The organism is Pseudomonas paraglycinae, assembly GCF_021601625.1.
Classification (GTDB): Bacteria; Pseudomonadota; Gammaproteobacteria; order Pseudomonadales; family Pseudomonadaceae; genus Aquipseudomonas; species Aquipseudomonas paraglycinae.
This window is the reverse complement of the sequence record NZ_BQHR01000021.1, coordinates 1-26,983: the sequence shown is the minus strand read 5'-3', so window position 1 is coordinate 26,983 and position 26,983 is coordinate 1. Positions and strand designations below refer to the sequence as shown.

General features: G+C 61.5%; 23 protein-coding genes. 5 read left to right on the top strand and 18 right to left on the bottom strand.

Going from position 1 to position 26,983, the window contains the following annotated elements; translation table 11 throughout:
* Nucleotides 1–10: 10 nt before the first annotated feature.
* Nucleotides 11–907 carry an aminoglycoside phosphotransferase family protein gene (locus L6D82_RS24890; protein WP_236191886.1) on the bottom strand — a complete coding sequence of 299 codons (897 nt, stop codon included), beginning with the start codon at nt 905–907 and terminating at the stop codon, nt 11–13.
* 7 nt (nt 908–914) lie between these two features.
* Nucleotides 915–1,403 carry an SRPBCC family protein gene (locus tag L6D82_RS24885; protein ID WP_039772808.1) on the bottom strand — a complete coding sequence of 163 codons (489 nt, stop codon included), beginning with the start codon at nt 1,401–1,403 and terminating at the stop codon, nt 915–917.
* Between the two features lie 196 nt (nt 1,404–1,599).
* Here L6D82_RS24885 and L6D82_RS24880 point away from each other — a divergent pair, with 196 nt between their 5' ends.
* Nucleotides 1,600–2,517 carry an ADP-ribosylglycohydrolase family protein gene (locus tag L6D82_RS24880; RefSeq protein WP_236191857.1) on the top strand — a complete coding sequence of 306 codons (918 nt, stop codon included), beginning with the start codon at nt 1,600–1,602 and terminating at the stop codon, nt 2,515–2,517.
* A gap of 58 nt (nt 2,518–2,575) precedes the next feature.
* Complete coding sequence (locus L6D82_RS24875; protein ID WP_236191856.1) at nt 2,576–2,980, top strand: lysozyme inhibitor LprI family protein; 405 nt, start codon at nt 2,576–2,578, stop codon at nt 2,978–2,980.
* 114 nt (nt 2,981–3,094) lie between these two features.
* Here L6D82_RS24875 and peaD read toward each other — a convergent pair whose 3' ends face one another.
* From peaD to L6D82_RS24850, 5 genes are all read right to left on the bottom strand, one after another.
* Complete coding sequence (peaD, locus tag L6D82_RS24870) at nt 3,095–4,216, bottom strand: quinohemoprotein amine dehydrogenase subunit beta (RefSeq protein ID WP_102718163.1); 1,122 nt, start codon at nt 4,214–4,216, stop codon at nt 3,095–3,097.
* A 23-nt stretch (nt 4,217–4,239) separates the two neighbouring features.
* A complete protein-coding gene (gene qhpC / locus L6D82_RS24865; protein WP_008016081.1) occupies nt 4,240–4,563 on the bottom strand; it encodes a quinohemoprotein amine dehydrogenase subunit gamma in 324 nt (107 codons plus the stop codon).
* Between the two features lies 1 nt (nt 4,564).
* Nucleotides 4,565–5,995, bottom strand: coding sequence for a quinohemoprotein amine dehydrogenase maturation protein (gene peaB, locus L6D82_RS24860; protein WP_085608195.1), 1,431 nt, complete (start codon nt 5,993–5,995; stop codon nt 4,565–4,567).
* A 94-nt stretch (nt 5,996–6,089) separates the two neighbouring features.
* The gene (gene peaA / locus L6D82_RS24855; RefSeq protein ID WP_085748331.1) at nt 6,090–7,670 is read right to left on the bottom strand and encodes a quinohemoprotein amine dehydrogenase subunit alpha; all 1,581 of its coding nucleotides are present in this window, start codon (nt 7,668–7,670) and stop codon (nt 6,090–6,092) included.
* Between the two features lie 603 nt (nt 7,671–8,273).
* Nucleotides 8,274–8,471: a hypothetical protein gene (locus tag L6D82_RS24850; protein WP_236191855.1), complete on the bottom strand. Its 198-nt coding sequence runs from the start codon at nt 8,469–8,471 to the stop codon at nt 8,274–8,276.
* 356 nt (nt 8,472–8,827) lie between these two features.
* On the opposite strand from L6D82_RS24850, the gene L6D82_RS24845 reads away from it, so the two are divergent.
* Nucleotides 8,828–10,318, top strand: coding sequence for an aldehyde dehydrogenase family protein (locus L6D82_RS24845; protein ID WP_129973215.1), 1,491 nt, complete (start codon nt 8,828–8,830; stop codon nt 10,316–10,318).
* A gap of 16 nt (nt 10,319–10,334) precedes the next feature.
* Here L6D82_RS24845 and qhpG read toward each other — a convergent pair whose 3' ends face one another.
* The 7 genes from qhpG to L6D82_RS24810 all read right to left on the bottom strand — a co-directional run bounded on the left by qhpG (nt 10,335) and on the right by L6D82_RS24810 (nt 19,634).
* Complete coding sequence (gene qhpG / locus L6D82_RS24840) at nt 10,335–11,630, bottom strand: flavin-dependent monooxygenase QhpG (protein WP_236191854.1); 1,296 nt, start codon at nt 11,628–11,630, stop codon at nt 10,335–10,337.
* The gene (gene qhpE, locus L6D82_RS24835; RefSeq protein ID WP_236191853.1) at nt 11,627–12,304 is read right to left on the bottom strand and encodes a subtilisin-like serine protease QhpE; all 678 of its coding nucleotides are present in this window, start codon (nt 12,302–12,304) and stop codon (nt 11,627–11,629) included. Before qhpE ends, qhpG begins: the two co-directional genes overlap by 4 nt.
* Complete coding sequence (locus L6D82_RS24830; protein ID WP_236191852.1) at nt 12,294–14,012, bottom strand: ABC transporter ATP-binding protein; 1,719 nt, start codon at nt 14,010–14,012, stop codon at nt 12,294–12,296. Before L6D82_RS24830 ends, qhpE begins: the two co-directional genes overlap by 11 nt.
* Nucleotides 14,012–15,916, bottom strand: a complete 1,905-nt coding sequence (locus tag L6D82_RS24825; protein ID WP_236191851.1) for a sigma-54-dependent Fis family transcriptional regulator — start codon at nt 15,914–15,916, stop codon at nt 14,012–14,014. The genes L6D82_RS24830 and L6D82_RS24825 overlap by 1 nt, the downstream gene beginning before the upstream one ends.
* Nucleotides 15,917–16,033: 117 nt before the next feature.
* Complete coding sequence (locus tag L6D82_RS24820) at nt 16,034–17,059, bottom strand: histone deacetylase family protein (RefSeq protein ID WP_236191850.1); 1,026 nt, start codon at nt 17,057–17,059, stop codon at nt 16,034–16,036.
* 3 nt (nt 17,060–17,062) lie between these two features.
* Entirely contained in the window at nt 17,063–18,301 is a 1,239-nt protein-coding gene (locus L6D82_RS24815; protein WP_236191849.1) for a Zn-dependent hydrolase, read from the bottom strand.
* Nucleotides 18,302–18,323: 22 nt separating this feature from the next.
* A complete protein-coding gene (locus L6D82_RS24810) occupies nt 18,324–19,634 on the bottom strand; it encodes an MFS transporter (protein ID WP_129973208.1) in 1,311 nt (436 codons plus the stop codon).
* 163 nt (nt 19,635–19,797) lie between these two features.
* Here L6D82_RS24810 and L6D82_RS24805 point away from each other — a divergent pair, with 163 nt between their 5' ends.
* Nucleotides 19,798–20,733: a LysR family transcriptional regulator gene (locus L6D82_RS24805; protein ID WP_129973207.1), complete on the top strand. Its 936-nt coding sequence runs from the start codon at nt 19,798–19,800 to the stop codon at nt 20,731–20,733.
* Here L6D82_RS24805 and L6D82_RS24800 read toward each other — a convergent pair.
* The 3 genes from L6D82_RS24800 to L6D82_RS24790 are packed head-to-tail and all read right to left on the bottom strand — an operon-like array spanning nt 20,727 to nt 23,706.
* On the bottom strand, nt 20,727–21,656 hold the full coding sequence (locus L6D82_RS24800) for a 2-hydroxyacid dehydrogenase (RefSeq protein ID WP_134022701.1): 930 nt from the start codon (nt 21,654–21,656) through the stop codon (nt 20,727–20,729). The genes L6D82_RS24805 and L6D82_RS24800 overlap by 7 nt on opposite strands.
* Nucleotides 21,653–22,408, bottom strand: coding sequence for a class II aldolase/adducin family protein (locus L6D82_RS24795; RefSeq protein ID WP_064598177.1), 756 nt, complete (start codon nt 22,406–22,408; stop codon nt 21,653–21,655). Before L6D82_RS24795 ends, L6D82_RS24800 begins: the two co-directional genes overlap by 4 nt.
* A complete protein-coding gene (locus L6D82_RS24790; RefSeq protein WP_134022699.1) occupies nt 22,405–23,706 on the bottom strand; it encodes an MFS transporter in 1,302 nt (433 codons plus the stop codon). The genes L6D82_RS24795 and L6D82_RS24790 overlap by 4 nt, the downstream gene beginning before the upstream one ends.
* A 144-nt stretch (nt 23,707–23,850) precedes the next feature.
* Between L6D82_RS24790 and L6D82_RS24785 the strand changes: the two genes are divergently transcribed.
* Nucleotides 23,851–24,807 (top strand): LysR family transcriptional regulator, encoded by a 957-nt coding sequence (locus tag L6D82_RS24785; RefSeq protein ID WP_102688078.1) that lies wholly within the window; start codon nt 23,851–23,853, stop codon nt 24,805–24,807.
* Nucleotides 24,808–24,819: 12 nt separating this feature from the next.
* Here L6D82_RS24785 and mrdA read toward each other — a convergent pair whose 3' ends face one another.
* Nucleotides 24,820–26,712, bottom strand: a complete 1,893-nt coding sequence (gene mrdA / locus L6D82_RS24780) for a penicillin-binding protein 2 (RefSeq protein ID WP_236191848.1) — start codon at nt 26,710–26,712, stop codon at nt 24,820–24,822.
* Nucleotides 26,713–26,983 lie beyond the last annotated feature (271 nt).

Here is a 26,983-nt window from a genome sequence, read left to right as displayed (position 1 = left end):
GTTGATGAGGCTAGATTACGCTGTGGATCCAATCGGCAATAGTCGAAATAGCTACCATCGCGTGTAAGACATTCGCTATAGCGGGCCTTCCGAAAACCCTTAGACGTGTCAGGCATCGAGCGCAGAAGCCGCCAGCTGCGACTTTCAGCTGCCCTTTTGCCGCAGTTTGCTCGTCATCCTCCAGAAACCATGCGGCAGACAGTCCGGCGAACGCCAGTACCCATTGCAGCAGGCGTTTTCGCTCGATTCCCGCTGCTTCGCAGATCACGTCGACTTGTCTCCGAAAGCGCTCGGGGTCGGTGGCGGTGGGCAATTCCGGGTTGCAGATCAGGTTGGCATAGTCATAACCGCGCTCGCCCTGCACCCGCTTGGGGTCGATGGCCAGCCAGCCCCGTGGGCCGAAATCGAGGACGTTGTCGTGGTGCATGTCGCCGTGCAACACCACCACATCCTGCGGTTCGGCAAGCAAGGCCTGGGCGGTTTGCAGGCAATCGGCATATGGGCCGCCGTATCGGGCTGCGGCCACTCGTAATGAAGCGAACCAAGGCGTCAGTTCCACTAACGGCGGTGGCGGCGTTGGTCGCGGTGCGTGTAGGCGCGCCAGCGCTCGGCACATGATCCGCGTGGACTCGTCGTCCTCGCCGTTGAGCGCCATGTGCATCAGCGAGCGCTGGCCCATCGCCCGCTCCAGCAACAGGCCTTCGTCGTGATGGGCGAGCACCCGGGCGGCGCCGTCGCCGTCCCACCAGGTCATCAGCAGGTTGCCGTATTTTTCTTCGTCGTCCACCGCGACTTTCAGCATCGCCGGAGTATCGTCCTGACGCACCGGCAACAGGCGGCTGCCCGGGGTGATGATCGGCTCGCCGTCCGGCGCCAGCGCCCAGCGTTCCAGCCACGGCGTGAACAGGTCGGGATCAGCCACCTTCACGCTCGCGGGCCCGGTCACTCTCCGCGAGGAAGTGCTCAAGTCGACTCAACTGTTCCTCCCAGCCCCGACTGTCCATGTAGTACGCCTCTTTCTGACGCACGTCGGGAATGTGTGCAAAACCTGACTCGGAGACTTTCAGCAGCGTGCCGTTCTCGTAGTCCTGCAGTTCGAATCTGACCAGGGTGGTCGGTTCCTGCGAGTAGTCGATTTTCGGATTTACCGCATAGGGATGCCAGCGGAAGGAGAACAGTTGCTGCGGCTCGACCCGCTCCACCAGCACGTTCCAGAGCACATGTTCATAACCGGGGTATGTGACCTGCCCCTGCGTCCATTCGCCGGCGATAAACCGCCGGCCCTCCAGCGCAACGCCGAACCACTGGCCGAACGCTTCGGCATCGACCAGGGCGCGCCAGACATGGGAGCGCGGCGACCTGAGCATGATTTTACGTTCAAAGCTGTTGGGTACTGGTTTCATACGTCACCTCCTGTTTTGAACAGTAGGCTTGTATGACCACATGTCCAATCCGAAGTTGTATCAATCCGGTGCAACGGTCAGGTCTGATTGAAATATCCGGCAGTATTTTGCGGCGCCGGTTCGTCAGAATGCGCACGGATCAGCGCTGCGAAACTGATAACGTTCGCAGCGAACTGAACGACACAAGGACGTCATCATGCAGCCTTCTCTCCCCGAACGTTACCGTGGCGCCCTCCTCGGCCTGGCCTGCGGCGATGCCGTGGGAACCACCGTCGAATTCCAGCCGCGCGGCAGCTTCCAGCCCCTGACCGACATGGTCGGTGGCGGGCCGTTTCACCTGAAGCCCGGCCAATGGACCGACGACACCTCGATGGCGTTGTGCCTGGCGGAAAGTCTGCTGAACAAAAACGGCTTCGATGCCGCTGACCAGATGGGCCGCTATCTGAACTGGTGGCAATGGGGCTATCTGAGTTCGACCGGCGAATGTTTTGATATTGGCATGACCGTGAGTCAGGCGCTGGATCGCTATCAACACACCGGAGAGGCGTTTGCCGGCTCCACCGATCCCTACAGCGCCGGGAACGGCTCGTTGATGCGACTGGTGCCCGTGGTGCTGTTTTATTTCCCCGATGCCCGGAAAACCAGGCGATTCGCCGCCGACAGTTCACGCACCACGCACGCGGCGCCCGAGGCCATCGAATGTTGCCAGCTGTTTGCCGAACTGCTTGGCAAGGCTCTGGAAGGCGCATCGAAAGCGCAACTGCGCACCCTGCCGCAAACAGCCTTCAGTCAGCCCAAGGTGGCGGCGATTGCCCGGGGCGAGTACCTGCACAAGACCGAGCGCGACATTCGCGGCAGTGGTTACTGCGTCGGATCCCTGGAAGCGGCGTTATGGTGCTTCCAGCACACCGACAGCTTTGCCGCAGCCGTCCTGCAAGCGGCGAATCTGGGCGATGACGCGGACACCACGGCCGCCATCGTCGGCCAGTTGGCCGGCGCCTATTACGGCGTGCAGGGAATACCGTCAGGGTGGCTGGAAAAACTGCATGACGGAGAGGAAATTGCCGCGACAGCGGAGCGGTTGCTCAACGCATCGAGGCAGCATAAATCCTGATGGCGCCACGAAGTCGCTAAACTGCCCGGCACGTTCATTCACCAAAGCGAGATGACTCATGTCCCCACGCCTGCTTCTGGCCCTGACACCCTTTCTTTTCACTGCTGTTGCTCACGCTGCCGTGGACTGCGCCAATGCCAGCGATCAGGCGACGATGAATCAGTGCGCTGCGCAGGAAAACAAGGCGGCGGACAAGGAGTTGAACACGGTTTATCAGCAGATTACCGCCCGGTTGAAGGACAACCCTGATGGCAAGAAACTGCTGGTGAGCGCGCAACGGGCATGGATCGGCTTTCGCGATGCCGAGTGCAAGTTTTCGGCATCCGGCGTGGCAGGCGGGAGTGTTTATCCGTTGATCTACAACAATTGCATCGCCTCGGTGACAAAAACGCGAACCGAGGCGCTCAAACAGTATTTGAAATGCGAAGAAGGTGACATGAGCTGCCCAGTGCCCGGGGCCTGATTTTCGGGGCGGTTTAGAGAGCCCCTTCGCGAGCAGGCCCGCTCCCACATTTGAACCGCATTTCAAATGTGGGAGCGGGCCTGCTCGCGAAGGCGTCATCCCTGACGCCGCTAATTACCGAACAAAAATCTGCGCCGTGGTAATCGCCATATCCCCACCCGGCAATTTGATGCTGCCGGTCTGTTTCATGGTCTCGGCGTCAAAGATCGCCACGTCGTTGAAGGTCCCGGCCAGGTAAATCTTGCTCCCGTCCTTGTTGAACGAAATGCAGTAGTAGGAATGGTCCAGTGTCGCCGCCTGTATCAGCTTTTTCTGCTTGATATCGTACTTGGCCAGACGATTGAGCACGCCGAACATCAGGTTCGGATCCTTGGGCGAGCGCATACCGCTGAAGTAGATCTCGGTCAGCGGGCCGAAATCGGTGGTTTCGGTCTTGCCGGTTTTCAGATCGACGCTGAACAAGCCGTACAGGTATTCAGCGGTGGCCGGGTCCTGCTTCTTGTCCTTGAACCTGGCGGCGGTGTACAGCAGCGAGAAATCGTGGCGGTAAGTCTGCTGGTTCCACACGTAAAGCACGTCCGGCGCGCTGTAGTTCGGGCGTTTCCAGTGACGGCTGGGGATCAGCACGTCGAACTTGCCGCTCTTCACATCGACCTTGTACACATCAGCGCCAGCCACATAGAGCGTGCCGTCATCGCCGCTCTGCATGATCGTCAACTGCCGTGGCGCCGGGAAGCTGCGCACCGGTTTGGCGTCCATCCCGGCGTCGGTGGCGTAGACATCCAGACGCGGTTGTTTGACCTCGTAGCGGTCGTTGAGCATCTGGGTCGGGTTGGCGATGGTGTACAGCTCCTTGCCGTCATGGCTGACGGTAAAGGCGAACATTGACCGCGCTTTCTCCCCCGGCTGCTGGGTGATGCTGGCGTGGAACACCTGCTTGCAACTGTCCAGTTCGACACCGTAGACATCAGCGTAATGGTTGTTCAGCACGTACGCGGTCTTCCGATCCGGCGACAGCTGCACGGTGCCGGGGCCAAAGGCGTCAGGCATCTTGCAGGTCTTGTACAGGCTGTCGGTCGCCAGGTCGATGACGTGCAGGTTGTTCGGATAGTTAGTGGTCAACATGTACTCGTGACCGTCTTGTAGCGCGGTGTTCTCATCGGCCAGAACCGGGAGCGAACAGGCGCTCAGAACCGCGAGTGCGGCAAGGCCGCAGGCTTTGTTGAGGCTAGGCATGCTGGAATCCTTCTTCTTAGCGATCACTTGTCTTTCGGGAAGACAGTGCCGAGGTTGCGCCAGTTGTCGTTGGACGCCTGGGCATCCTTGTTCCAGTCCGGGTAGGTGCTCATCATGTCCGGCACCTGAGCCGGCCACCAGCACGGATCGGAGCAGCCGTAGAGGTCAGCCTCCATCGGCTGGCACAGCGACGACACCCCGCCGAACGCATCGATTTCCCAACCCGGGTCGGTGGTCGAGGCACAGCCGGCGACGGAGCTCATCGCCACCACTTCTTCGATGCGGTTCTCGTCCGCGGCCTGATCCAGCTTCAACGCTTTGTTATTGATTGCCTTGAGATGTTTCATATCAGTGAGCCTTGCGCGGAGTGATGTAGCTGCTGATGAACGCAGGGTTGTTGGCCATGATCCGGGTGTAGACTTCAATGCCGAAGTCGACCCAGTCACGCATCAGTTCGCAGTAGTGATAAGTCGGGTGCGCCGGATCGCCGTAGCGGGCATAACTCTCGTGGTAGCAGCCGCCGGAGCACAGGTTGCGGATCTGACAGTCATGGCAACCGGTGTTGGTGCGATCCAGGCGCTGGGACAGGAAGTCGTTCAACTCAACCTGCTTAACGCCGCTGTGGACGTTGCCAAAGGTCGGCAGCGACGAGCCGGTGAAGCGATGGCACAGGTTGAGTTCGCCCTTGTGATCGACCGCCAGCATCTTCAATCCGGCACCGCACGGCAGGGCTTTTTTGTGGCCTTCGTGGATATCGGTGATCAACTGATGCAGGTTGGAAAAACCAATGTTGCGGTGCTCCAGCGCAGCCTCCAGATAACGCCGACCGAGGCGTTTCATGCTGGCAAAGACTTCGATCAATTCGTCAGTGGTCAGGTTGAAGCTGCTGATATCGCCGGAGGTCACCGGAGCAAATCCGACCTCGGCAAACCCCAACTCGTTGAACAGGTGATCCCAAATGGTTTCAACGTCGGTGACGCCCGTGGTCAGGGTCACCCGCGCACCGACCGGACGGCTGTTGTAACGCGAAAGCAGCATTTCAGCCTTGCGCCGCACCACGTCATAGGTGCCCTGCCCGCCCACGGTGATGCGATTGCGGTCGTGCACGGTTTTCGGTCCGTCGATGCTCACTGACAAGCCGAAGCGGTGGGCATTCAGGTAGTCCACGGTTTCTTCGGTGAGCAGCGTGGCATTGGTGGTCATCACGAACTCGACGAACTTGCCGGCCTCGGCAAACCGCTTTTCGCAGTAATCGACCATGTACTCGATCAGCTTGCGATTGCTCAGCGGCTCGCCGCCGAAAAACACCACGGTGAACCGCTCTTCGTCGGGGGACTCACGCAGCAACATTTCCACCGAGGCGATGGCGGTTTCGACGTCCATCTTCTTGCCGGCGGACGGCTTGTCGAGGTCTTCCTTGTAGCAGTAGGTGCAGCTCAGGTTGCAGCCGGTGTTGACGTTGAGCACCACGGTGTTGATCGCCGTGCGCTCGACACGTTTGACCGCGATGTCCGGCGTCAGCGGCGAGCCGTCGCTGACCAGTTCCAGCGAAATCAGCTCGCGCAGGGTCTCGTTGATTTCCTCGCCGTTGAACCGCGCGCCGAGGCGCTGGATCAGGTCTTCCGAGGAGCAACCGGGGCCGCGCAACGCATCAATGATAGTCCCGGTCAGTTCATCGCTGGCGAACAGCGAACTGCTGGGGATGTGGAACAGCATGCGGTCGGCGTCGACGTGCACTTCGTGCAGATTACGTTCGACCAGATTCAAGATAGCGCCCATTGCAAACCTCCTGTGCAAGCCCCGCTTGGGGGACTTGCGGTCATTCCGAAAAGTGTCTGAATCGCTGTCGCTCAGCTCAACTCACGTTTCAACATCAGGGAATGGGTGGATTGTTCCAGCGTTGCACGGTGACGATCAGGTGGCCTTCGCCGGTCAGGGATTTCCCTGCGTCGTCGACGGCGGCGATCACCTTGAGGTTGCCGGCATTGTTGGTGGACATCTTGCGTGCCGGATTCGGCCCGGCATCGCCCGGGGTGAACACGCCCGCGTCGGTCTGCATGGTGCCGGCGAACTTGACGTCCTCGTCCTCTTTGGCGCGCTCGTCGAAGGCTTCGACTTTCCATTGCGCCGGGAACACGCCGATGCGATACGGCTTGCCGTCGGCACCCTTGCCCCAGGCTTCGGCATCGAAGCGGCCCTGGACTTTCGGCGTCGAACCGCCGCCCTCGCCGATCCGTGCCACCGAGAATTCCGGCACCACTTTGACCGAGGCGATCCTGCTGTACACCGACAGGCTCGGGCCTTTCAGGCTGCCGACGCTGACCGCGCGCAGGCCCGGCTGGGCATTCGCTGCCGCTTTTACTTTGACCTTGATCCGGTCGGCGTTCTGCTCGACCACTTCGACCACGTCCACGCCTTTACCGAAGTTCGGTTTGCCGCTCAGACCGCTGCCGATCAGGGTCACTTCAGTTTCGCTGCCTGCCTTCACATAACCTGGCTGCACCGCCAGCAAACGCTGCGAACCCTGTTTGGCGGCGACAAAGTCCAAACCGCGCTCATCGTGCTCGGCCTCGAACATCCGGCCCTGCATGGCGTTGCCTTGTGCGGCGAACACCTGACGCATGGTCACGCCATCGACGGTCACGTTGCCGCGCCATTCGTAGCCGCTGTAAAGGATTGCGCTGCCATCGCCGTTGAACGGGCTGCCGTCGGCGTACTGACCTTTGACGGCGACCTTGAAGGTGTCACTGCCATCGGCGGTGACGCTCATGGTGCCGGCCAATTCACCCTTGCCCGGCAAGTGGCCGCTGAAGCTCCAGTCGCCGACCAAAGCTTCCGCTTTCGGTGCGGTTTTGATCCAGGACTGCCACGCCGGGTTGTCCAGCGGATAACGCTTGGCCAGCAGCGGGACCATTTCCTTGCGGGCGATATCGAACCAGTCACGATCACGGGACATGGCCTGATATTCCAGCGACGGCCATTGACCGAGGTGGAAATTCACCAGACGTTCCCATTCCTGAGCCGGACGCCGTTGCAGGGCGATCCGCGCGCCGGAGTGGCAGCGTCCGCACATCTGCGCGGTTTTCTCGTCGAACTGCTCGACGGTGTTCAACCGCCGTTCCAGTGCGTAACGCACGCCATCGGTTTCGCTGGGCGCCAGGCCCTGGGTGTCGGCGAGGTATTTGACCAGCGTGCGACGGTCGTCATCACTGATCTGCAAACCGTGCATGGTCTGCATCCGGGCGATGCTCATCAGCCAGCCTTCCGGGGTCTTGCGCTGGTGGCTGATGCGGCTCAACTGGTCGCCGGCTTCAGGGGTGTGACAGCCCTGGCAGGTTTCCTTGAGGATGGTCTGGGCATCGCGGGCTGCCAGACTGTACGGCGAATGCAGGGCCACGCAAGCGGCCACGGCCAGCAGGCTGGCGCTCATGCCTGATCGGAGTTTTCTCTTCATCAACGTCGAACCTCGCACGGTGCTTTCTTATTGTTGTGGCTTATCGTTTTTATGGTTTCTGCCGTTCGTGGCGATGCACGAACGGAGGCAAGCGAAACGTCTGCTGTGAGCAATACACGGAGCGTGCCAGCTTGCCGATAAGCTTTTCAATCAAGCAGTTACGTGAAGATCAAGGCGAAGTGGCGGTGCCGCCGGTGCTTGCCGGCGTCCAATTTCGCGACAACTGTTGCAGTCTGAGACAAGCATAGTTGTTGCGGCGTCAGCGACATTGCGTCACGCGACAGATGACCCGGAGCTGACAGTATCCCCCATGAAAAACCTCCAGAAGAGTGACGCCTGCCGAACCCGCACGAAAACAAGCCCCGCCAATGACGGGGCTCTTGTATTGGTTGTTTACCCGCGCCTAGCGAACAGAGTTGTCCGGGTGAACCTTGTAACGCCCACAATGGTTGCAAACCATCGAGCATTCACAGTGGGCGCCGGCCTTGGCTGCCAATGCCGCGGAATCACGCTGGGCCGCTTGAATTCGACGATCCCGGTGATACGCATACATGAGCAGCATACTGACGCCCATACACCACAGCCCCACAATAAAAGCCGCCATCATTTTCCCTCCATCATGGCAACACCGAATGAGGTAACGATTACGCAAAAACTGGTTGAAGCCATCCACGCACCTGCCCGAATCGTATCGACATCGGTCAAGTCGCCGATCAATAGCGCCGCAATCCCTGTCACCAGAAATCCAGTCCCCACGCCCATCGTAAAATTGGTTAGCCATCGAATGGTTAAGTTGTTCATCGACATCCCTGTGAAGACACTGACCCGCCAAATCCGTGGCAGGAAAACCCTATACACCAAGCAACTTAGCTCGTACCTCATGCCTCCACCAGTCGGTAAAAACTGTCAGACGCGCGACTTTTCCTACACCTGAAACGGCCCGACTTCGCCAAGGCCCCGTGACAGCTGGATTGGCTTTGTAGGACGCGTATCTTGCTTCTCAACGGGTGTCGCGTTTTGAGACAAATTCACCCTCATTGCCACTCAAACTCTTCCTCCTTTCGCCCGTGCAACCGGGCTGTGCGCCACCTTCGAGCATTTGGCACAACCATTGCGAAAGCTCCTCTCGATCCCATCGAACAACAAGAGGTTTCGCCATGCCCCTGCCCTATCTGCTCCCTGCCACCTCGGCCTTTATCCAGCGCCCGCCACGCATGCTGATCGGCGGCGACTGGGTCGAAGCCACCGACGGCCAGACCATGCCGCTGCACAACCCGGCCACCGGTGAAGTGCTGTGCGTGGTACCGCGCGCCACGCCGGAAGATGTCGATCGCGCGGTGCTCGCCGCCCGGCAAGCCTTCGATGATTCAGCCTGGAGCCGAACCCGTCCGCGCGAGCGGCAGAACCTGCTGTGGAAACTCGCTGACCTGATGCAGCGCGACGCCGAGCTGCTGGCGCAACTGGAATGCCTGAACAACGGCAAGAGCGCGGCGGTGGCGCAGGTGATGGACGTGCAACTGGCCATCGACTTCCTGCGCTACATGGCCGGTTGGGCGACCAAGATCGAAGGTTCCAGCGTCGACGTTTCGTTGCCGCTGATGCCCGGCGATCAGTTCCACAGCTTCATCCGGCGCGAGGCGGTGGGCGTGGTCGGCGCCATCGTCGCCTGGAACTTTCCGTTGCTGCTGGCCTGCTGGAAACTCGGCCCGGCGCTGGCCACCGGTTGCACCGTGGTGCTCAAACCGGCCGACGAAACCCCGCTGACCGCGCTGAAACTGGCGGAGCTGGTGCTGGAGGCGGGTTATCCGGAAGGCGTGTTCAACGTAGTCACCGGCACCGGGATCACGGCCGGTTCCGCGCTGACTCACAACCCGCAGGTCGACAAGCTGACCTTCACCGGCTCCACCGCCGTCGGCAAGCAAATCGGCAAGATCGCCATGGACTCGATGACCCGGGTCACCCTGGAACTGGGCGGCAAATCACCGACCATCGTCATGGCCGACGCCGACCTGAAAACCGCCGCGGCGGGTGCGGCCAGTGCGATTTTCTTCAACCAGGGCCAGGTCTGCTGCGCCGGTTCGCGCCTGTATGTGCAGCGCAAGCATTTCGACAATGTGGTGGCCGATATCAGCGACATCGCCAATGCGATGAAGCTCGGCAACGGCCTCGACCCGAGCATCGATATGGGCCCGCTGATTTCCGCGCGTCAGCAGGAGCGGGTCTACAACTATATCGAAATGGGCCGGGAAAGCGGGGCGACCATCGCCTGCGGTGGCGAGCAGTTCGGGCCGGGGTTCTTCGTCAAGCCGACGGTAATTGTCGATGTCGATCAGCGGCATTCGCTGGTGCAGGAAGAGATCTTCGGGCCGGTGCTGGTGGCGATTCCGTTCGATGACGAGGCCGATGCGCTGCGCATGGCCAATGACAGCCCTTACGGATTGGGCGCGAGCATCTGGTCGAACGACCTGGCGGCGGTGCACCGGATGATTCCGCGGATCAAATCGGGATCGGTGTGGGTCAACTGCCACAGCGCGCTGGATCCGGCGCTGCCGTTTGGCGGTTACAAAATGTCCGGGATCGGGCGCGAGATGGGGTATGCGGCGATCGAGCATTACACCGAACTGAAGTCGGTGTTGATCAAGTTGTAATGACTGCGCTCACGGCTCAGGGTTTGAAACCCTGGGCCAACAGCCACCCGCGAACGGCTCGCCCCTGCTCAAGCGTCAATCCCGCCAACACCTGATCCGCCGGTTCATCGCGCAAGCGCCGCACCAGCGGAGCCAGCTCGACACCTTGCACATGCCAGATCCCCAGCGGTTGATCCGCCGTGATCACCACCTCGGCTTCATCGACAAACCCGTCACGCAACACCGGCATTCGTTCGATCCGCAACGCGGAAAAATCCACCGCAGCATGGGCCACTTCAGCGTCCGGCCACTGTCGCCGCGCCTGCCAGAACGGCCGATCGAGCCAGCGCCGTTCATCGGCATAAAAGTCCCGACCGATCCGCGCAAAGCGCAGGAACAACTGCTCCACACGTTGCCGGTGAAAACGTTGCGCCAGCGCCGCCCGCTCAGGTTTACGCAACAGCGTGTTGATCACCACCGGCGCCTGCAACGCCGAGGACAGCGACTGAAAGATCCCGTTGCCCGACAGCGGGTCCACTGCCATCGCTGCATCGCCGACACGAATCCAGTTTTCGCCACAGACCTTCGGGGCAAGGATCGCGGTGCTGCTGCGAGCGTGCAGTTGCAACTCCAATTCCTGCCCGCCGGCGAAGAAGGATTGAGTAAAATCCGAGGCCAGACGTCGCGCGCGGCAGTAATCGAGCAACTGCGCCTTGCCCGGCAATTGGGCGCTGGCCACATCCACTGTCCACTGCCAATAACACTGACCATCGTCCCGTCGAGCCATCCACGCCCAACCGTCCTCGAGGCTTTCCACGGCACTGGCAGTCACACCCGGCGTGCCTTGCCAGCGATTGAGCAGGCTGACCGTCTCCGGCCCGCGCAGACCTTTGCCCGACGCTGGCGCCTGTCGCCCACGGGCTTCCACCAGAAAATCTGCCGTCAGCCTCTGCCCGCCATCAAGTTCTACCTGATGGCCGTCGGCCGAGGACTGAACATTCAAAATCCGCCCTTCAATCACCTCAACTCCGGCCACCCGCAGATCTTCCCGCAAACCGCGATCAAAGGTAGGGCGATCCAGCAGAAACTCGATGTTCTGCGCATGCTGCTGACCGTTCCACGAAACCTGCCTTTGGGACGGCAACGTGGCGTTCGTCAAAGCATGATTCAACCCGGCACCGCGCAACGCCTCCAGCACCCGTTGCGAGACGCCTTCGAGCGCCGCAAACCGCCGCCATTCGCTGACCAGCGTCACGGGGTAACCCAGTCGTCGCAGCCCCAATGCAACCACTGCACCGGCCGGACCGGCACCGAGAATCAGGCTCGCAGTCATGGGCCGAAACGCCGTTCAGGACCACGATAACGAGCGTGCTGTTTCAGCCAGTCGATAACTTCGGCATTGCTCGCCTGCGGATGCTCCAGCAGATAACGGGCAATATGCCCGCTCAACGCTGCACACCCCAGACTGGCCCCGGACTGCCCCGGATAAGTGCCACGAACACACGCGGCAAAATCCGCCTGCGCACTATCGAGCCATGACCATTGCTCATCGGTGCAACGGGCATCGCCGGTCACCCGCAGCACCTGCGGATAACTCGCCGGAAACACCGCCGCGCCCTGTGCCGGGCTCGACGCACACAGCAACACTCCACGGGCCACCGCCGCCGCGCAGGCTTCGCGCAACAGGCTGCGATCCTGGCGCAGGCCGAGGCTCAGATTGATCAGCCGCACGTCCTGCGCCACCAGCCAGTCGATGGCCGAGGCGATCTGCAATGCACTGGTAACGCCGCGCTGATCGAACACCTGGGCCACGCAGATTTTTGCGGCCGGTGCCCGACGACTGATTGCTTCGATCACTGCGCTGCCATGCCCGAGAGGATCGTCGCGCAACTCCGATTCGGCCAGGCCATCCTCCAGCAACGAGAAACGCCGCCCGGCAATCACCTGCACCCGCTGCGCTGCCGAGTGTCCGCTGTCGACCACACCGATACGCAACTCAGGCTTCATGCAGCACCGTTTTCGAAATGAGCACACCGTCGAGCAATTCAAAGCGCAGATCGGCATCGGCCAGGGTCGACGGACGATGGCTTATGAGGATCCGCGTGCGCCCGGCAAACAAGCGGTCGATGGCTTCGATCACCTCGCGCTCGGTAGTTTCGTCGACGGCCGACGTGGCTTCGTCGAGCACCAGAATCAGCGGATCCTGCAACAGCGCCCGGGCAATCGCGATGCGCTGTTTCTGCCCACCGGACAATTGCTGACCGCGCTCGCCCAATGGGCTGTCGAGGCCTTCGGGTAACGACGCGATCAGGCTGTCGAGTTGCGCCAGCCGTGCGACTTCGGCGATGGCTTCGCGGCTGGCGTCCGGCACTGCGTAAGCCAGGTTGTCGGCGAGGCTGCCGCGAAACAGCACGATGTCCTGACTGACCACGGCGATGCGTCGACGCAGCTCGAACAGCTCCAGTTCACGCAGGTCCACTTCGCCGAGCAACACCCGCCCGGCCTGCGGATCGTGATGCCGTTGCAGCAGGTCGATCAGCGTCGATTTGCCGACGCCGGAGCCGCCGCTCAAGGCGACTTTCAAACCGTAGGGAATCGTCGCCTCGATGCCGCTCAACGTACTTGGGCGGCCCGGATGGCTGAAATGAACTGCATCGAATCGCAACTCGCCCGAAGTTGGAAAAGGCTTCGGCGCGGCTGGTGAAAACACCGTGGGTTCTTCGCCGCGCAACTCCATGACCCGACCGAGGCTGACGGTCATGCGCTGGATCGCCACGTACAACCCCAACAAACTTTGCACCGGCCCGACCGCCATCCCCAAATAGGTGGAAAACGCGATCAGCGCACCGAGTTGCCAGGTGCCCTGCACCACCCAATAACCGCCGATCAAAAACGCACAGGCGCGGGACAGCGAGGTCAATGTGCCGGGCACGGCCTGGGTAAAAAACTCGGTGACTTGCAGGCGCAGTAACTGGTTCATGTAGCCTTGCCCGAGGCTTTCCAGACGCCGCGCTTCACGCTGTTGCTGGCCGGCGGACTGGATGAATTTCATCACCGGCAAGGTCTCGACCATGAACGACGACATGTCCGCCGAACGCTCGCGCAACTGCCGCACATCGCGCTCGACCTTGCGCCGCATCCAGCGCAGCCACAGCACATCGAGCGGGATCAGTACCAGCGCCAGCAACGAGAGTTTCCAAGACAGAGTGAGCAGCATCACGATCGCCACCACCAAGCCGATCACGCTCGATACCGCCGAGAACAACGAGTCCACGGCAAAGCGCTGAATCTCCGCCACATCGCCGTCGAGCCGCGACATCAGATCGCCGATCCGGCGCTGACCGTAGAAGCTCGGCGAGAGCTTCTGCAAATGCCGGTAAAGGTCATCGCGCAGGGCAAACAGAATCCGCCCGGACAGGCGCGTGTGCAGATAGCGGTTGATCCCCGACAACGCCGTGCCGAGCAGTCCCGCGATGATCATCAACACCGCGATCAGTACCAGCATCGGAAAGTTGCGCGCCAGCAGCCCGTCGTCGATCAGCAGTTTGATCAGCCACGGCTGCACCAGCACCAGCAGCGACGCGCACACCGAAAGACCGAGCAGGCCGGCAATGGCCAAACGCTGCGGCCGCACGAAACCGTACAGCCAACGCAACGCCGCTTGCAGTGCGGCGGGGTTCTGGCTGTCGATCAGCCGCACGAACAGGCGCTGCATCACGAGCGCAACTGTTTGAGTTTGCGGTACAGAGTCGCGCGGCTGATGCCGAGGGCGTCGGCCGCGGCCGAGACGTTGCCCTGATGGGTGTCGAGGGACTGGCGGATCATCTCCAGTTCGTTCTCGCGAATGCTGCCGGTCTGGGGTTTCTCGGTGGCGGACAGTTCGTCGAGCATGCTGTCGGGCAGATGATCGAGGGTCAGCACCGTTTCACCGGGTTCGCGCATGGCCAAAGCGGTGCGCAAGACCATTTCCAGTTGGCGGATGTTGCCCGGCCAGTGATAACCCGCGAGCAGGCGATTGAGGTCGTCGTGCAGTACGGCGTTCGGCGCGTCGAGTTTATTCAGCAGCCGAGTGACCAGCGCGCTGAAGTCATCGCGCTCACGCAGGGCCGGGAGCATCACGCTGATGCCGTTGACCCGGTAGAACAGGTCCTCGCGAAATTGCTTGTCTTCGACCTGACGCTTGAGGTCGCGGTGGGTGGCGCAGATCAGCGCGACGTCGATGTCCTGCTCTTCCCCGGCACCCAGCGGCGCGACCTTACGATCCTGCAAAACGCGCAGCAAACGCGCCTGCAAGGCCAGCGGCATGTCGCCGATTTCATCGAGGAACAAGGTGCCGCCGTGGGCCTGTTGCAGGCGCCCGATCATGCCGCCCCGGCGCGATCCGGTGAATGCGCCTTCGCGGTAGCCGAACAGTTCCGACTCGATCAGGCCTTCGGGAATTGCCGCGCAGTTCACGGCCACGAACGGTTTGTCGCTGCGGCTGCCGGCCAGGTGCAGGGCACGGGCGATCACTTCTTTACCGGTGCCGGTTTCGCCGAGCAACAGCACCGGCAATTCATTGGCCAGACCTTGGCGAGCCATGCGCAGGGCTCGGGCGTAGCGAGCGTTGTTGCCGGCCAGTGCTTCCAGATCCGGCTGTGCCTTGGCGGTTTTCGCCACGCTGCGCGGCGGGCCGCCGAGGTTGACCGAACGCGCTGGGGCTCGCAGGGTCTTGTAGAAAAATTCACCCTTGGCGGTCTGCACACTGCCGACGCCGCCCTGTTGCAAACGGGTCAGCAATTGCACGCCATCGACTCCGAGAAACTCTTCGCAACGTTTGCCGACCAGCGCCGAACGCTCGGCCCGCAGCAACTGACAGGCCTGGGCGCTGACCGCCAGAATCTGCCCGCCGAGACTGACCGCGAGCAGGCCTTGCCATGGCGATTCGAGATACTGGCGGCGACTGTGGAAGGCGAGGACGATTTGATCGGGAAAGCTGTTGTTGAACACCCGGCTCTCGATCTGGCTGACCGCCATGCTCAGCAGCGCCGTGCTGTCGTGAACGCGGCCGAGCGGGCCTTCGCGGGTCAGGTCGAGGACGCCGAGAATTTCGCCTTGGGGGCAATGGATCGGCACCGAGGTGCAGGAGAAGTCGGTGAGGCGGTCGAGGTAGTGTTCGCCGCAATCGATCAGGGTGGGCCGCGCTTCGACCAACGCCGTGCCGAGGGCGTTGGTACCACGAGCGGCTTCGCTCCAGCAGGCGCCGAGGGTTATGTCCTGCAGACCGCTGCCCTTGAGCCGGTCGGCACGTCCCTCGACCGCAAGGATGGTGGCGTCTGAATTGGCGAGGATGATCAGGCCTTCCTTGCCCTGACGTTCGGCCAGGTAATCGATAGCCGGTATCGCCGCATCGATCAGCAGGCGATTGCTCGCCAGCAACACATCGAGACTGGCGCTCGACTCCAGTGCCAACTCATGTTTGCCATTGAAATGCACGCCGTGGCTCAGGCTGCGCCGCCACGAAGCATCGATCTCCGCACGCAACACGCCATCCGGGACCTGCCCTTCGAGATGGAGTTTTTCCCGGGCCAGCCGGGCTTCGTGGTGAGACTTGGGATCGGTTGTTTTTATAAGAGTCATCAAGCGCTCCGGAGCGGTCCGCTTTGCGCTTTTTTACATCAGCGCCCTGACGCCAATGTTTACGTTAACGTCAGGGCGATGGCAAGCACCACAGGGCGCTTCGTCAGGTGGATTGCCTCAGTGCTGCCACACCTCGCCATTCACGAAAAACGCCCGGGCGTTGTCTTCGAGACTTTCCAGGTGATAACCGCCCTCCTGCACGATCAGGCATGGCAGGCCCAGGCTGCGGATCCGCTCGCCCAGCACCGCAAAGCCTTCACGGGTCACGGCAACTTTGCTTTGCGGGTCCAGCTCATAGATATCGAAGCCCAACGACAGCACTAGCACCTCGGCGCCGAACTCGCGTACCGCGTTCAATGCGACGTCAAGTTGCCCGAGGAAGTCCGCTTCGCTTGAACCATGGGCCATCGGCAGATTGAGGTTGAAGCCCTCCCCCGCGCCGCTGCCGCGCTCGTCAGCAAACCCGGCGACGCCCGGATAGAAGTTGGTCGGATCGCCATGCACCGAGACGTAGAGCACGTCATCGCGGTCGTAGAAAATCTCCTGGATGCCCTGACCGTGGTGCATGTCGGTGTCGAGCACGGCGACTTTTTCAAACTTGTCGCGCAGCACCTGCGCCGCCACCGCTGCGTTGTTCACGTAGCAGAAACCGCCCGCCGCTTCGGCCCGGGCATGATGCCCCGGCGGACGGCACAAGGCGTAGGCTGCCGGCTCGCCATCAATCAACGCCTGCGCCCCGGCCACTGCGCTTTGCGCCGACCAGTAGGCCGAGCGCCAGGTCTGCTCGCCGACCGGGCAACTGCCGTCCGCCAGATAGCGCGCCGCCTGGGCGAGGATGCCGCGCAAGGCGTTGGGCTCGCGGACGAAGATGTTCGACATGACTTCATCGCCCCAGTCTTCGGGGATTTCTTTCCAGCGTGCGTGCGCTTCCTGAAGAAAGGTCAGATACGGCGCGCCATGCACCGCCAGCAACGGTGCGAGGCCGGCATCGGCGGGTTGCTCGACACTGAAGCCCAAGCCATGGGCGGCTTGCACCAGACGTTGCGCACGCTCGGGCACTTCCTGCGGCGTACGCATCTGCCCGCGCGAGTAATAGCTGCGTGGATGGTGGAGCAATTGTTCGGGGTGGAAAAAACTGCGCATGGTTCAGGTTCCCTGTTCGATTCGACCGGCGCGGGCCAGCACGGCGTTGAGCAATACATCGGTGCCCTGCTTCACGTCTTCGGGCAACACGTCTTCGGCTTCGTTGTGGCTCAGGCCGCCAACGCACGGGATGAACACCATCGCCGTCGGGCAGTAACGCGCGAGGTGAATCGCGTCATGGCCGGCGCCGCTGACAATCGACTGCTGAGCGTAGCCCAGCGCATCCACCGCCTCTTGCACGGCCGCCACACATTCGGCGTCGAACGGCGTGGCCGGGCTGATCCAGTGCGGGGTGATCGTCAGGTTCAGGCCTCGGCCGTCGGCGATGGCCTGCAAGCGGGCACGGACCTGTTGTTCCATGGCGGCAATCGCTTCGTCCCGGTGATGACGCAGATCGACGGTGAAATTCACCAACCCCGGAATGGTATTGCGCGAGGACTTGTTGATACTCAACTCGCCGACCGTGGTCAGGCCTTCGGGGGCAAAATCTGCGGCCAGACCTTCAATCGCCTGAATCATCCGCGCCACACCGTACAGCGCATCTTTGCGCAGCGGCATCGGCGTGGTGCCGGCGTGGGCGGCCATGCCTTCCACGCGCACATCGAGCCAGCGGATCGCCTGACCGCCCGTGACCACGCCGATGCTTTTGGCGTTGTCTTCGAGAATCGGGCCTTGCTCGATGTGCGCTTCAAAATACGCATCCACCGCGCCGCCCAACGGGCGATCACCGGCGTAACCGGTACGCTGCAAAGCTTCTGCGACGCTGATGCCATCGACATCACGCACCGCCAGAGCGGCGTTCAGCTCCATGATCCCGGTGAACACCGCCGAGCCGAACATGGCCGGGGTGAAGCGTGCGCCTTCTTCGTTGGTCCACACCGCCACTTCCAGCGGTTTGCGGGTCTGGATGTTCAGATCGTTGAGGCAACGCACCACTTCCAGCCCGGCGAGCACACCGTAGACGCCATCGAAACGCCCGCCTTCGGGCTGGGTGTCAAGGTGGCTGCCCATCATCACTGGCGCGGCGTCCGGATCGGTGCCGGCGCGACGGGCGAACAGGTTGCCGATGGCGTCCACGCTCAGGGTCATGCCGGCTTCGCGGCACCAGTGGGCGAACAGTTCGCGACCGGCCTTGTCTTCGTCGCTCAATGCCAGACGGCAGCTGCCGCCCCGGGCTGTCGCACCGATTTCGGCCATGGCCATCAGGCTCGCCCACAGGCGTTCGCCATTGATTTTCAACATGAGGTTCTCCTGAAATTCCGGGTCAGGCACGGGCCATTTCCGCGCGATGGGCGCTGGCGTGACGACGAGCGAGGGACAGCACGCAGATCAGAGAAATGCCGGCGATCAGGCTGTAGAACACCGCCATCGGCCACCATTGCCCGGTGAATTTGTGCGCCAGCATCGTGCCGATCAGCGGCGTCAGCCCACCGGCCACCGCACCGCAAATCTGATAGGCCAGCGAGATCGCGGTGTAGCGCACGCGGGTCTCGAACATGCCGCTGACGTACCCGGCAATCACCGCGTAGAACGAGGCCATGCACACCACCGCCAGCGCGATGCCGAGGATGATCAGCGGCGCCTGGGCCGAACTGACCAACACGAACATCGGGTACGGCGAGACCATCGCCAGCAGCGACACCAGACACAGGAAACGCGTCGCGCCGATCTTCTCCGCCGTCCACGCGGCCAGCGGCTGAATGCAGAACTGGATGATCGCGACGAAGAACAGGCATTCGAGAATCAGCGAACGCGGCAGCGCCAGTTGCTGAGTGGTGTAGGCGATCATGAAGGTGTTGGTGAAATACACCCCGGCGATGCCCAGCGTGTTGGCGCCGATGCACAGCAACAGCGGACGCCACGCGGTGCGCAGGACTTCCATCACCGGCGCCTGTTCTTTCTTGATCTGCTTGCTGGCCTGCTCGCGGCTGGCGAGGAATTCCGGTGACTCGTTCACGCCCAAGCGAATCGCCAGGCCCACCAGCAGCAACAGCGCACTGGCGAGGAACGGCAGACGCCAGCCCCAACTCATCAGGTCTTCTTCCGGCAAACGGGTGACCGCACTGAACGCCAGCAGCGACAAAATCAAACCCGCCGGGCTGCCCAGTTGCGCGAACGAAGCGAAAAAATTGCGCCGGCCCTTCGGCGCATGCTCGCCGGCCATCAACACCGCCCCGCCCCACTCGCCACCCACGGCGATGCCCTGGACGATGCGCAACAGAATCAGCAGCACCGGTGCGGTTGCGCCGATCTGCGCGTAGGTCGGCAACAGACCGATGCACACCGTGACCACGCCCATCATCAACAGCGTGATGATCAGCGATTTCTTGCGGCCGATGCGGTCACCGATATGACCGAAAATGATCCCGCCCAACGGCCGGGCAAAGAAGCCCACCGCGAAGGTGCCGAATGCGGCCATGGTGCTGAACAGCGGATCGTCGGAGGGAAAGAACAGCGCGCCGAACACCAGCGCGGCGGCGGTGGCGTAGATGTAAAAGTCGTACCACTCGATCATGGTGCCGATGAAGGCTGCGGCCGCCGCACGGCGCGGCTGGTTCGAAGCGTGGGGCTTCATGGGGTCGGGCTCCTTTGATTGTTTTTTTGGCAGGAGGAAAACGCTAAATCCGAGGCGCTCTGGCGGCGCCTGTCGTGGGGTGATTTATCGTCCCGGGGCTATGATTAGTCAATTTTCTATTTATTATTCCGATTATTACCTCATCTTATAATCGAGAGTCGCCATGGCCGAACGTGATGTGCAACGCCTGCTCAACGACCGCCTCGACTGGAACCTGCTGCGCACCTTTCGGGTGATCGGCCAGGAGCTGAGCATCAGCCGCGCCGCCGCGCGTCTGCACCTGACTCAACCGGCGGTGAGCCAGGCGCTCAAGCGTCTGGAGGAGCAATTGGGTCGCCAGTTGATTGCCCGACGCGGCCCGCGCTTTGCCCTTACCGAAGTCGGCGAGCAGATCTTCGAACTGGCCGGCGAGATCTACGGGCAGATGTCTCAGGTCAGCAGCCTGCTGGAGCAACCGGCCGACGAAGTGATCGGCAAAGTGCGACTGCTGATCATCAGCCGGATCTTTTCCGATCGCTTCGATGACTTCCTCGCCGACTTCCATAGGCTGTATCCACGAGTCGATCTGGAGGTCGACGTGATGCGCAGTTCGGACATCGTCAGCGCCCTCCAGGAGAAAACCGCGACCCTTGGCCTGAGCCTCAATCGCCGCCCGCAACCGCGTCTGGAACAGCGTCTGTTTCTGCGTCAGCGCTATGCGTTTTTCTGTGGCAAGCACCATGCACTGTTTGGCCGGCAGGACGTTGGTGAAGGCGACTTGCAGCGGGAGAACTTCGTCAGTTTCACCAGTGACCAGATTGGCGGCATGCTCTCGCCGCTGACGATTTTTCGCGATCAACAGGGCTTCAGCGGACGCATCGTCGCGTCATCGCCGAGCCTGGAAGAAGTGCGGCGACTGGTGATCGCCGGGTTCGGCATCGGCTGTTTGCCGGAGCACGTGGTGGCGGCGGACGTCGACGCCGGATTGCTCTGGCGCCTGCCGCCCCACGAGGGGATTGCCGATGTCGACATTCATCTGTTGTGGAACCGCGAGCAGCGCATGAGCCGCGCCGAAACGCTGTTCATCGAACGCTTGCAGGCCTGTCTGGCGGATCAGTAACCGAGCAGTCGATCCGCGCTGTTGAGCAAAGGCTCACCGGCATTCAGACGGCGGAAGTTCTCGGCGATCTGCTCGGCGATGCAATCGTGGGAGGCCGCCGAAGCCATGTGCGGGGTGATGGTCACGCCCGGGGTTTTCCACAACGGATGGTCGCTGGGCAGCGGTTCCTGTTCGAAGACATCGAGCAGCGCCCCGCGCAATTTTCCACGGGCCAGCGCCTGTTGCAGATCCTCGATGTTCAGGTGACCGCCGCGCCCGACGTTGACCAGTGCCGCGCCGTTGGCCAGCCGTTCGAAGGTCTGGCGATTGAGGATGCCGCGAGTCTCGTGGGTGAGCGGCAACAGGTTGATCAGCAACTCGACGCCGTCGAGAAACGGGTTGAAAGCTTCGCAGCCGGCGTAGGTCTGCACGCCCGATAAATCCTTTTTGCTGCGCGCCCAGCCCCGCACGTCGTAACCGGCACTGGCCAGGTCCTGGGCAATCGCGCTGCCGAGCGAGCCGAGCCCCATCACACCGATCCGAAACTCATGGGCCGGGCGTTGCAGCGGTCGCTCCCAATGCTGTTGGCGCTGTTGCTCCAGCACTTGATCGAAGCCGCGATGAAAGTGAATCACCGCCCAGCGTACGTACTCGGTCATGCCTTGGCGGTGGCCGGGATCAACCACGCGGCACACCGGCAAATCGGGGCAAGACGGATCGTGCTCCAGGTGATCGATCCCGGCGGCGACCGAGTGAATCACTTGCAGATTGGGTAACGCGGCGAGGCTGTCCGGCAGCGGAAACCAACAAGCCGCGATCTGCGCATTCGCCGCCCGGGGATCGTCGGCCAGCACCGCCGAAAGCTGCGGCGCGCGGCGTGCAAAGGCCTCCTGCAATTGCTTGAGCAACAGCGTGTCGCGGGACATCAGTGCAACGGTGTTCATGACAGATAGGACTCGCGCTGGGATTCGATCAGGGTCAGTGCGGCCTCCCAGGCCAGGTCGATGATGTTGTCCTGCTCATCACGGTCGAACTGCTCGGCGGTGTGGGCGCAGACTTCCGGCGACGGGAAATGCAGCTCGCAACCGCCGGCCAGCGCCTGCACTTGGGCCTGGCAGGCACGCTCCAGAAAGTGGATTTCCTGGAATGCCTGAGCCACGCTTGAACCACCGACCAGCAGGCCGTGATTGCGCAGGATCATCGCCCGGTGTGGACCGAGGTCGGCGATCAACCGATCGCGCTCGTCCAGCGACAAGGCGATGCCTTCGTAGGTGTGGTAAGCGAGTTTTCCGTAGAACTTCAGCGCGTGCTGACTGATCGGCAGCAGGCCTTGTTTCTGTGCAGCGACGGCCATGCCGGCAGCGGTGTGGGTATGGATCACGCAGTTCAGATCCGGCCGCGCCATGTGGATCGCCGAGTGGATCACGAAGCCAGCGGCGTTGACCCGATGCCCGGCGTATTCAGGGTCGACGATGCGTCCATCCTGATCGATACGCACCAGATCGGAAGCGCGCATGCGGTCGAAAATCACCCCGTAGCGGTTGATCAGAAAATGATGCTCCGGCCCCGGAATCCGCAGGGTGATGTGGGTGTCGATCAGGTCGGTCATGCGAAAGTGCGCGATCAGGCGGTACAGCGCGGCGAGCTCGCAACGGGCTTGCCATTCGATCGGGTCAATGTGGGCGGGCTTACTCACGAATACACCTCTTTGCTTGTGTGAAGGACGACCGGGTTGGCCCGCAGACGCGCGAGGCCACAGACACCGATCAGCGACAGGGCCGACAGCAGCGTGAAGAACACCGCCAATGGCAGCCACTGTCCGGAGAACTTGCTGGCCAGCAGCGTGCCGATCAGCGGCGTGGTGCCGCCGGCCAACGCGCAGCTCAGTTGATAAGCGATGGAAATACCCGAGTAGCGCAGATGCACCGGGAAGGCCTGGGTCATGTACCCGGCGATCACCGCATATAAGGCCGAGAGAATCACCACCGCGACGGCGATGCCGAGGGTCATCAACAGAATGTTTTGAGTGCCGACCAGCAGGAACATCGGGTACGGCGTGACCATGCACAGCAACGCCACCAGCATCAGGAATCGCCCTTCGCCAATGCGTTCGGCGAGCAATGCCGATACCGGTTGCGATAGCAGTTGAATGACGGTCACCAGAAACAGGCAGTCGAGAATGGTCGAACGCGGGATGCCCTGATATTGGGTGACGTAGGTGATCATGAAGGTGTTGGTGAAGAAGAAGCCGGCCGAACCGATGGTGACGGCGGCGGCGGCAAACAGGATCTGCCGCCAGCACTGACGGATCACGTCTTTCACCGGGTACTTCGCCGTCTCGTTGTTGTCCTTGGCCTTGGCGAATTCCGGCGATTCATGCACCCCGGAGCGGATCATCAGACCAACCATCATCAGCACGCCGCTGGCGAGGAACGGCAGACGCCAGCCCCAGGCGAGGAAGTCTTCCGGCGACAGCGACGTCACCAGTCGGAACGCGATCAACGCCAGCAGCAAACCCGCCGGGCTGCCGAGCTGGGCGAACGAGGCGTAGAAGGTTTTGCGTTTGGCCGGAGCGTGCTCACTGGCCATCAACACTGCCCCACCCCACTCGCCGCCGACGGAGATGCCCTGAATCAGGCGCAACACGATCAATCCGATCGGCGCCCAGATGCCGACGCTGGCGTAGCTTGGCAACAGACCGATACCCGCCGTGGCCAGGCCCATCAGCGCCATGGTCACCAGCAGCATTTTCTTGCGACCGAGGCGATCGCCCAGATGGCCGAACACCATGCCGGCCATCGGGCGGGCGATGAAGCCGACGGCGAAACTGCCGAACGCGGCGAGCGTGCTGGTCACCGGGTCGCTGCTGGGAAAGAACACCTGCCCGAGCACCAGTGCGGCAGCGGTGGCGTAGATGTAGAAATCGTAGAACTCGATGGTCGTGCCAATGAAGGCAGCGGCCGCGGCGCGACGCGGCTGAGCGGTGGTGTGCAGGCAAGAACCCTGTGTATTTATAGTTTTGGGCAGGTGTCGAGGCGGCTGACGCTCGCGCTCTGTGGCGCTTGTGGGCTTTATCGCTTCCGTGACAGGATTAGTCAATTTTCAAAAACTTATCTTTACTATTAGCGTGGCTACTACATGAATACTTCCAACTCATGGGTCGGTCGGCGTTTTCTCAATGACCGGCTGGACTGGAACCTGCTGCGCACGTATCTGGTGATCGGTCAGGAAGGCAGCATGAGCCGTGCTGCTGCGCGATTGCACATCACCCAATCAGCCGTCAGTCAGGCGTTGAAACGTCTCGAGGAACAACTGGATTGCGTGTTGATTGCCCGCAGCGGACGGCGCTTTGATCTGACGGTAACCGGGGAGGAAGTTCTGCGGATTGCGGCGGATATCTACGGCGATATTTCCCGTTTGGGCACCGTGGTCGAGAACCGTCATGACGACGTGGTGGGCAAGATCCGCATCCTCACCGTCAGTGGCGTGCAGGCGCGGCATTACGATGAGTTCCTTGCGGACTTCCACGAAACTCACCCGAAAATCGAGCTGGAAGTCGAGGTGATGGGCAGCTCGAACATCATCAGTTCATTGCTGCAAAAGACCGCTACGGTGGGAGTGGGATTATGTCGCCTGCCACAGCCTCGGCTGGAGCAACGAGTGCTGTTCCGAGAGCGCTACGCATACTTTTGCGGGCAGCGGCATCGACTGTTCGGGCAGCAGAATCTGACGCTGGAGCAACTGGCGGCGGAGAACTTTGTCAGCTTCACCAGCGATCAGCTCGGCGGCAATCTTTCACCGTTGACGCTGTTTCGTGACCAACAGGGGTTTACCGGCAAGATCGTCGCCTCCTCCACCAGTTTCGAAGAGATTTATCGTCTGATCTGTGCGGGGTTCGGGATTGGCTGTCTGCCGACTCACCTTGTACGGCGGGATGTCGAACAGGGTCTGCTGTGGCGCTTGCCGCCGGAGGACGGGGTGGTGGATTTCGATATCCAGCTGCTGTGGAATCGCGAACAGAAGATGACTCAGGCGGAAACGGTGTTCCTCGACAGCTTCCAGCACATGCTCAGCTTGCGTGAGCCTGTGCTGTGAAGCTGTGGCGGGTTAAACGTGGGGATCGCCCGGCGCCTTGGTCGGCGCCGCGTATTGCGGCTTGAGATGACCGTCCTGATCGAGTAGCCAGGCGTCCATGATCTGCCGCACCACAGGACCTGCGACTCGGCCACCGGCTTCGCCGTTTTCGATCATCACCGAGATGGCGATCTTCGGATGCTCGGCCGGGGCGAAACCGACGAACAACGCGTTGTCACGATGGCGCTCGAGGGTTTTCTCGCGGTTGTAGCGCTCGCCCTGCTTGATCGCCACCACCTGCGCCGTACCACTCTTGCCGGCGATGCGGTATTGCGCGCCGGCCGCCGCAGCACGAGCAATACCTCGGGCATCGTGCATCACCATCTGCATGCCGTGGTTGACCTGCTCCCAGTCACGCGGATCCTTGAGCAAGATGTTCGGCATCGGGTGTTCGTCCACTGGTGCCACCCCGTCGACGGTCTTGGCCAGATGCGGACGGTTCCAGATGCCCTTATTGGCAATCAATGCAGTGGCTTGAGCCAGTTGCAGCGGCGTGACCTGCATGTAGCCCTGACCGATGCCGAGGATCACTGTTTCGCCGGGGAACCAGGCCTGCCGGCGCGTGGCGCGCTTCCAGGCCTGGGACGGCATCAGGCCGGGAGATTCCTCGAACATGTCGAGTGAGACTTTCTCGCCGAGGCCGAACATCGCCATGTAATCGTGCAAGCGATCGATGCCGAGCTTGTGCGCCAGATCGTAGAAGTAGGTGTCGTTGGAACGCATGATCGCTGCGTCCATGTCCACCCAGCCATCGCCGCTATGGTTCCAGTTGCGGTACTTGTGGTCGAAGTCCGGTAGTTGGTAGTAGCCAGGATCGAAAACCCGGGTTTGTGGCGTGACGACACCAGCGTCTAGGCCAGCGATGGCCACTTCCGGCTTGATCGTCGAACCGGGTGCATACAGGCCGCGCAGTACGCGGTTAAACAACGGGCGGTCGATTGAGTCGCGCAGCGCGGAATATTCCTTGGAACTGATACCGGTCACGAACAAGTTGGGGTCGAAGCTGGGGTTGCTGACCATGGCCAGCACTTCACCGGTCGATGGGTCTAGTGCAACGACCGAGCCGCGACGGTCGCCGAGTGCGGCTTCGGCGGCTTCCTGGAGTTTGACGTCGAGGCTCAGGACGATGTTTTTGCCGGGTACCGGATCGGTGTGTTTTAGCACGCGCAGGACGCGGCCCTGAGCATTGGTTTCTACTTCCTCGTATCCGACGTGGCCGTGCAGCTGTGGCTCGTAGAAGCGTTCGATACCGGTCTTGCCGATCGATTGGGTGCCGCGGTATTCGACGGAATCGAGAGTCTTGGATTCTTTCTCGTTGATGCGGCCGACGTAGCCGATCGAGTGTGCGAAGTGTGCGCCCAGCGGGTAGTTACGAACGAATTGCGGCTCGACATCCAGGCCGGGCAAGCGGAACTCGTTGACTGCCAGCACGGCGATCTGTTCTTCGGTCAGTTCATAGAACAGCGTTACGGGTGTAAACGGGTGACGCGACTGCTTCATGGCCTTGTCGAAGACTGCGCGGTCTTCGGCGGGCAGGTGCAGGAGGCTAATGACTTCATCCAGCTCCTGGTTGACGTCGGTCGCGCGTTCGCGGGTGATGGTCAGGTTGTAGCTGGGACGGTTGTCGGCCAGCAATACGCCGTTGCGATCGTAAATCAAGCCGCGTGTCGGCGGGATCGGCAGGACATGGACGCGGTTGTTTTCGGAGATAGTCGAGTGGTAGTCGAACTCGACGACTTGCAGGATGTACAGGCGCACAACCAGGGCGCAACTGACAGCGAAGACGAACAAGGCACAGGCGATCAGGCGTTTGTTGACCAATCGCGTCTCTTTTTCGTGATCCTTGATAGGGATGGGTTCGGGCATTTCTGCAGCCACTCTTTGACAAAAAATGAGCGCCGATCCTTGGGCGTGACATCAGTCCGTTAAAAAACGAGCTGCACCATACCAAAAACGGAGCGGTCATTTCAGAGGGATTTCCCCAATGGTTGCAGTAACGGCGGTCGGACCACTTTCCTGCGGGCAAAACAAAACCCCAACTGCTTTCGCAATTGGGGTTTCGGAATTTAATCTTGACGATGACCTACTCTCACATGGGGAAACCCCACACTACCATCGGCGATGCATCGTTTCACTT

Coding starts and splice junctions, on each gene's coding strand:
- L6D82_RS24880 (WP_236191857.1), top strand. CDS start 1,600: ATGCAGCCTTCTCTCCCCGAACGTTACCGTGGCGCCCTCCTCGGCCTG.
- qhpG (WP_236191854.1), bottom strand. CDS start 11,630: ATGACTGCGAGCCTGATTCTCGGTGCCGGTCCGGCCGGTGCAGTGGTT.
- L6D82_RS24825 (WP_236191851.1), bottom strand. CDS start 15,916: ATGACTCTTATAAAAACAACCGATCCCAAGTCTCACCACGAAGCCCGG.
- L6D82_RS24800 (WP_134022701.1), bottom strand. CDS start 21,656: ATGAACACCGTTGCACTGATGTCCCGCGACACGCTGTTGCTCAAGCAA.
- L6D82_RS24810 (WP_129973208.1), bottom strand. CDS start 19,634: ATGAAGCCCCACGCTTCGAACCAGCCGCGCCGTGCGGCGGCCGCAGCC.
- L6D82_RS24830 (WP_236191852.1), bottom strand. CDS start 14,012: ATGCAGCGCCTGTTCGTGCGGCTGATCGACAGCCAGAACCCCGCCGCA.
- L6D82_RS24785 (WP_102688078.1), top strand. CDS start 23,851: ATGAATACTTCCAACTCATGGGTCGGTCGGCGTTTTCTCAATGACCGG.
- L6D82_RS24885 (WP_039772808.1), bottom strand. CDS start 1,403: ATGAAACCAGTACCCAACAGCTTTGAACGTAAAATCATGCTCAGGTCG.
- L6D82_RS24815 (WP_236191849.1), bottom strand. CDS start 18,301: ATGTTGAAAATCAATGGCGAACGCCTGTGGGCGAGCCTGATGGCCATG.
- L6D82_RS24845 (WP_129973215.1), top strand. CDS start 8,828: ATGCCCCTGCCCTATCTGCTCCCTGCCACCTCGGCCTTTATCCAGCGC.
- L6D82_RS24875 (WP_236191856.1), top strand. CDS start 2,576: ATGTCCCCACGCCTGCTTCTGGCCCTGACACCCTTTCTTTTCACTGCT.
- qhpC (WP_008016081.1), bottom strand. CDS start 4,563: ATGAAACATCTCAAGGCAATCAATAACAAAGCGTTGAAGCTGGATCAG.
- qhpE (WP_236191853.1), bottom strand. CDS start 12,304: ATGAAGCCTGAGTTGCGTATCGGTGTGGTCGACAGCGGACACTCGGCA.
- L6D82_RS24850 (WP_236191855.1), bottom strand. CDS start 8,471: ATGAACAACTTAACCATTCGATGGCTAACCAATTTTACGATGGGCGTG.
- L6D82_RS24820 (WP_236191850.1), bottom strand. CDS start 17,059: ATGCGCAGTTTTTTCCACCCCGAACAATTGCTCCACCATCCACGCAGC.
- mrdA (WP_236191848.1), bottom strand. CDS start 26,712: ATGCCCGAACCCATCCCTATCAAGGATCACGAAAAAGAGACGCGATTG.
- peaB (WP_085608195.1), bottom strand. CDS start 5,995: ATGGGCGCTATCTTGAATCTGGTCGAACGTAATCTGCACGAAGTGCAC.
- L6D82_RS24805 (WP_129973207.1), top strand. CDS start 19,798: ATGGCCGAACGTGATGTGCAACGCCTGCTCAACGACCGCCTCGACTGG.
- peaD (WP_102718163.1), bottom strand. CDS start 4,216: ATGCCTAGCCTCAACAAAGCCTGCGGCCTTGCCGCACTCGCGGTTCTG.
- peaA (WP_085748331.1), bottom strand. CDS start 7,670: ATGAAGAGAAAACTCCGATCAGGCATGAGCGCCAGCCTGCTGGCCGTG.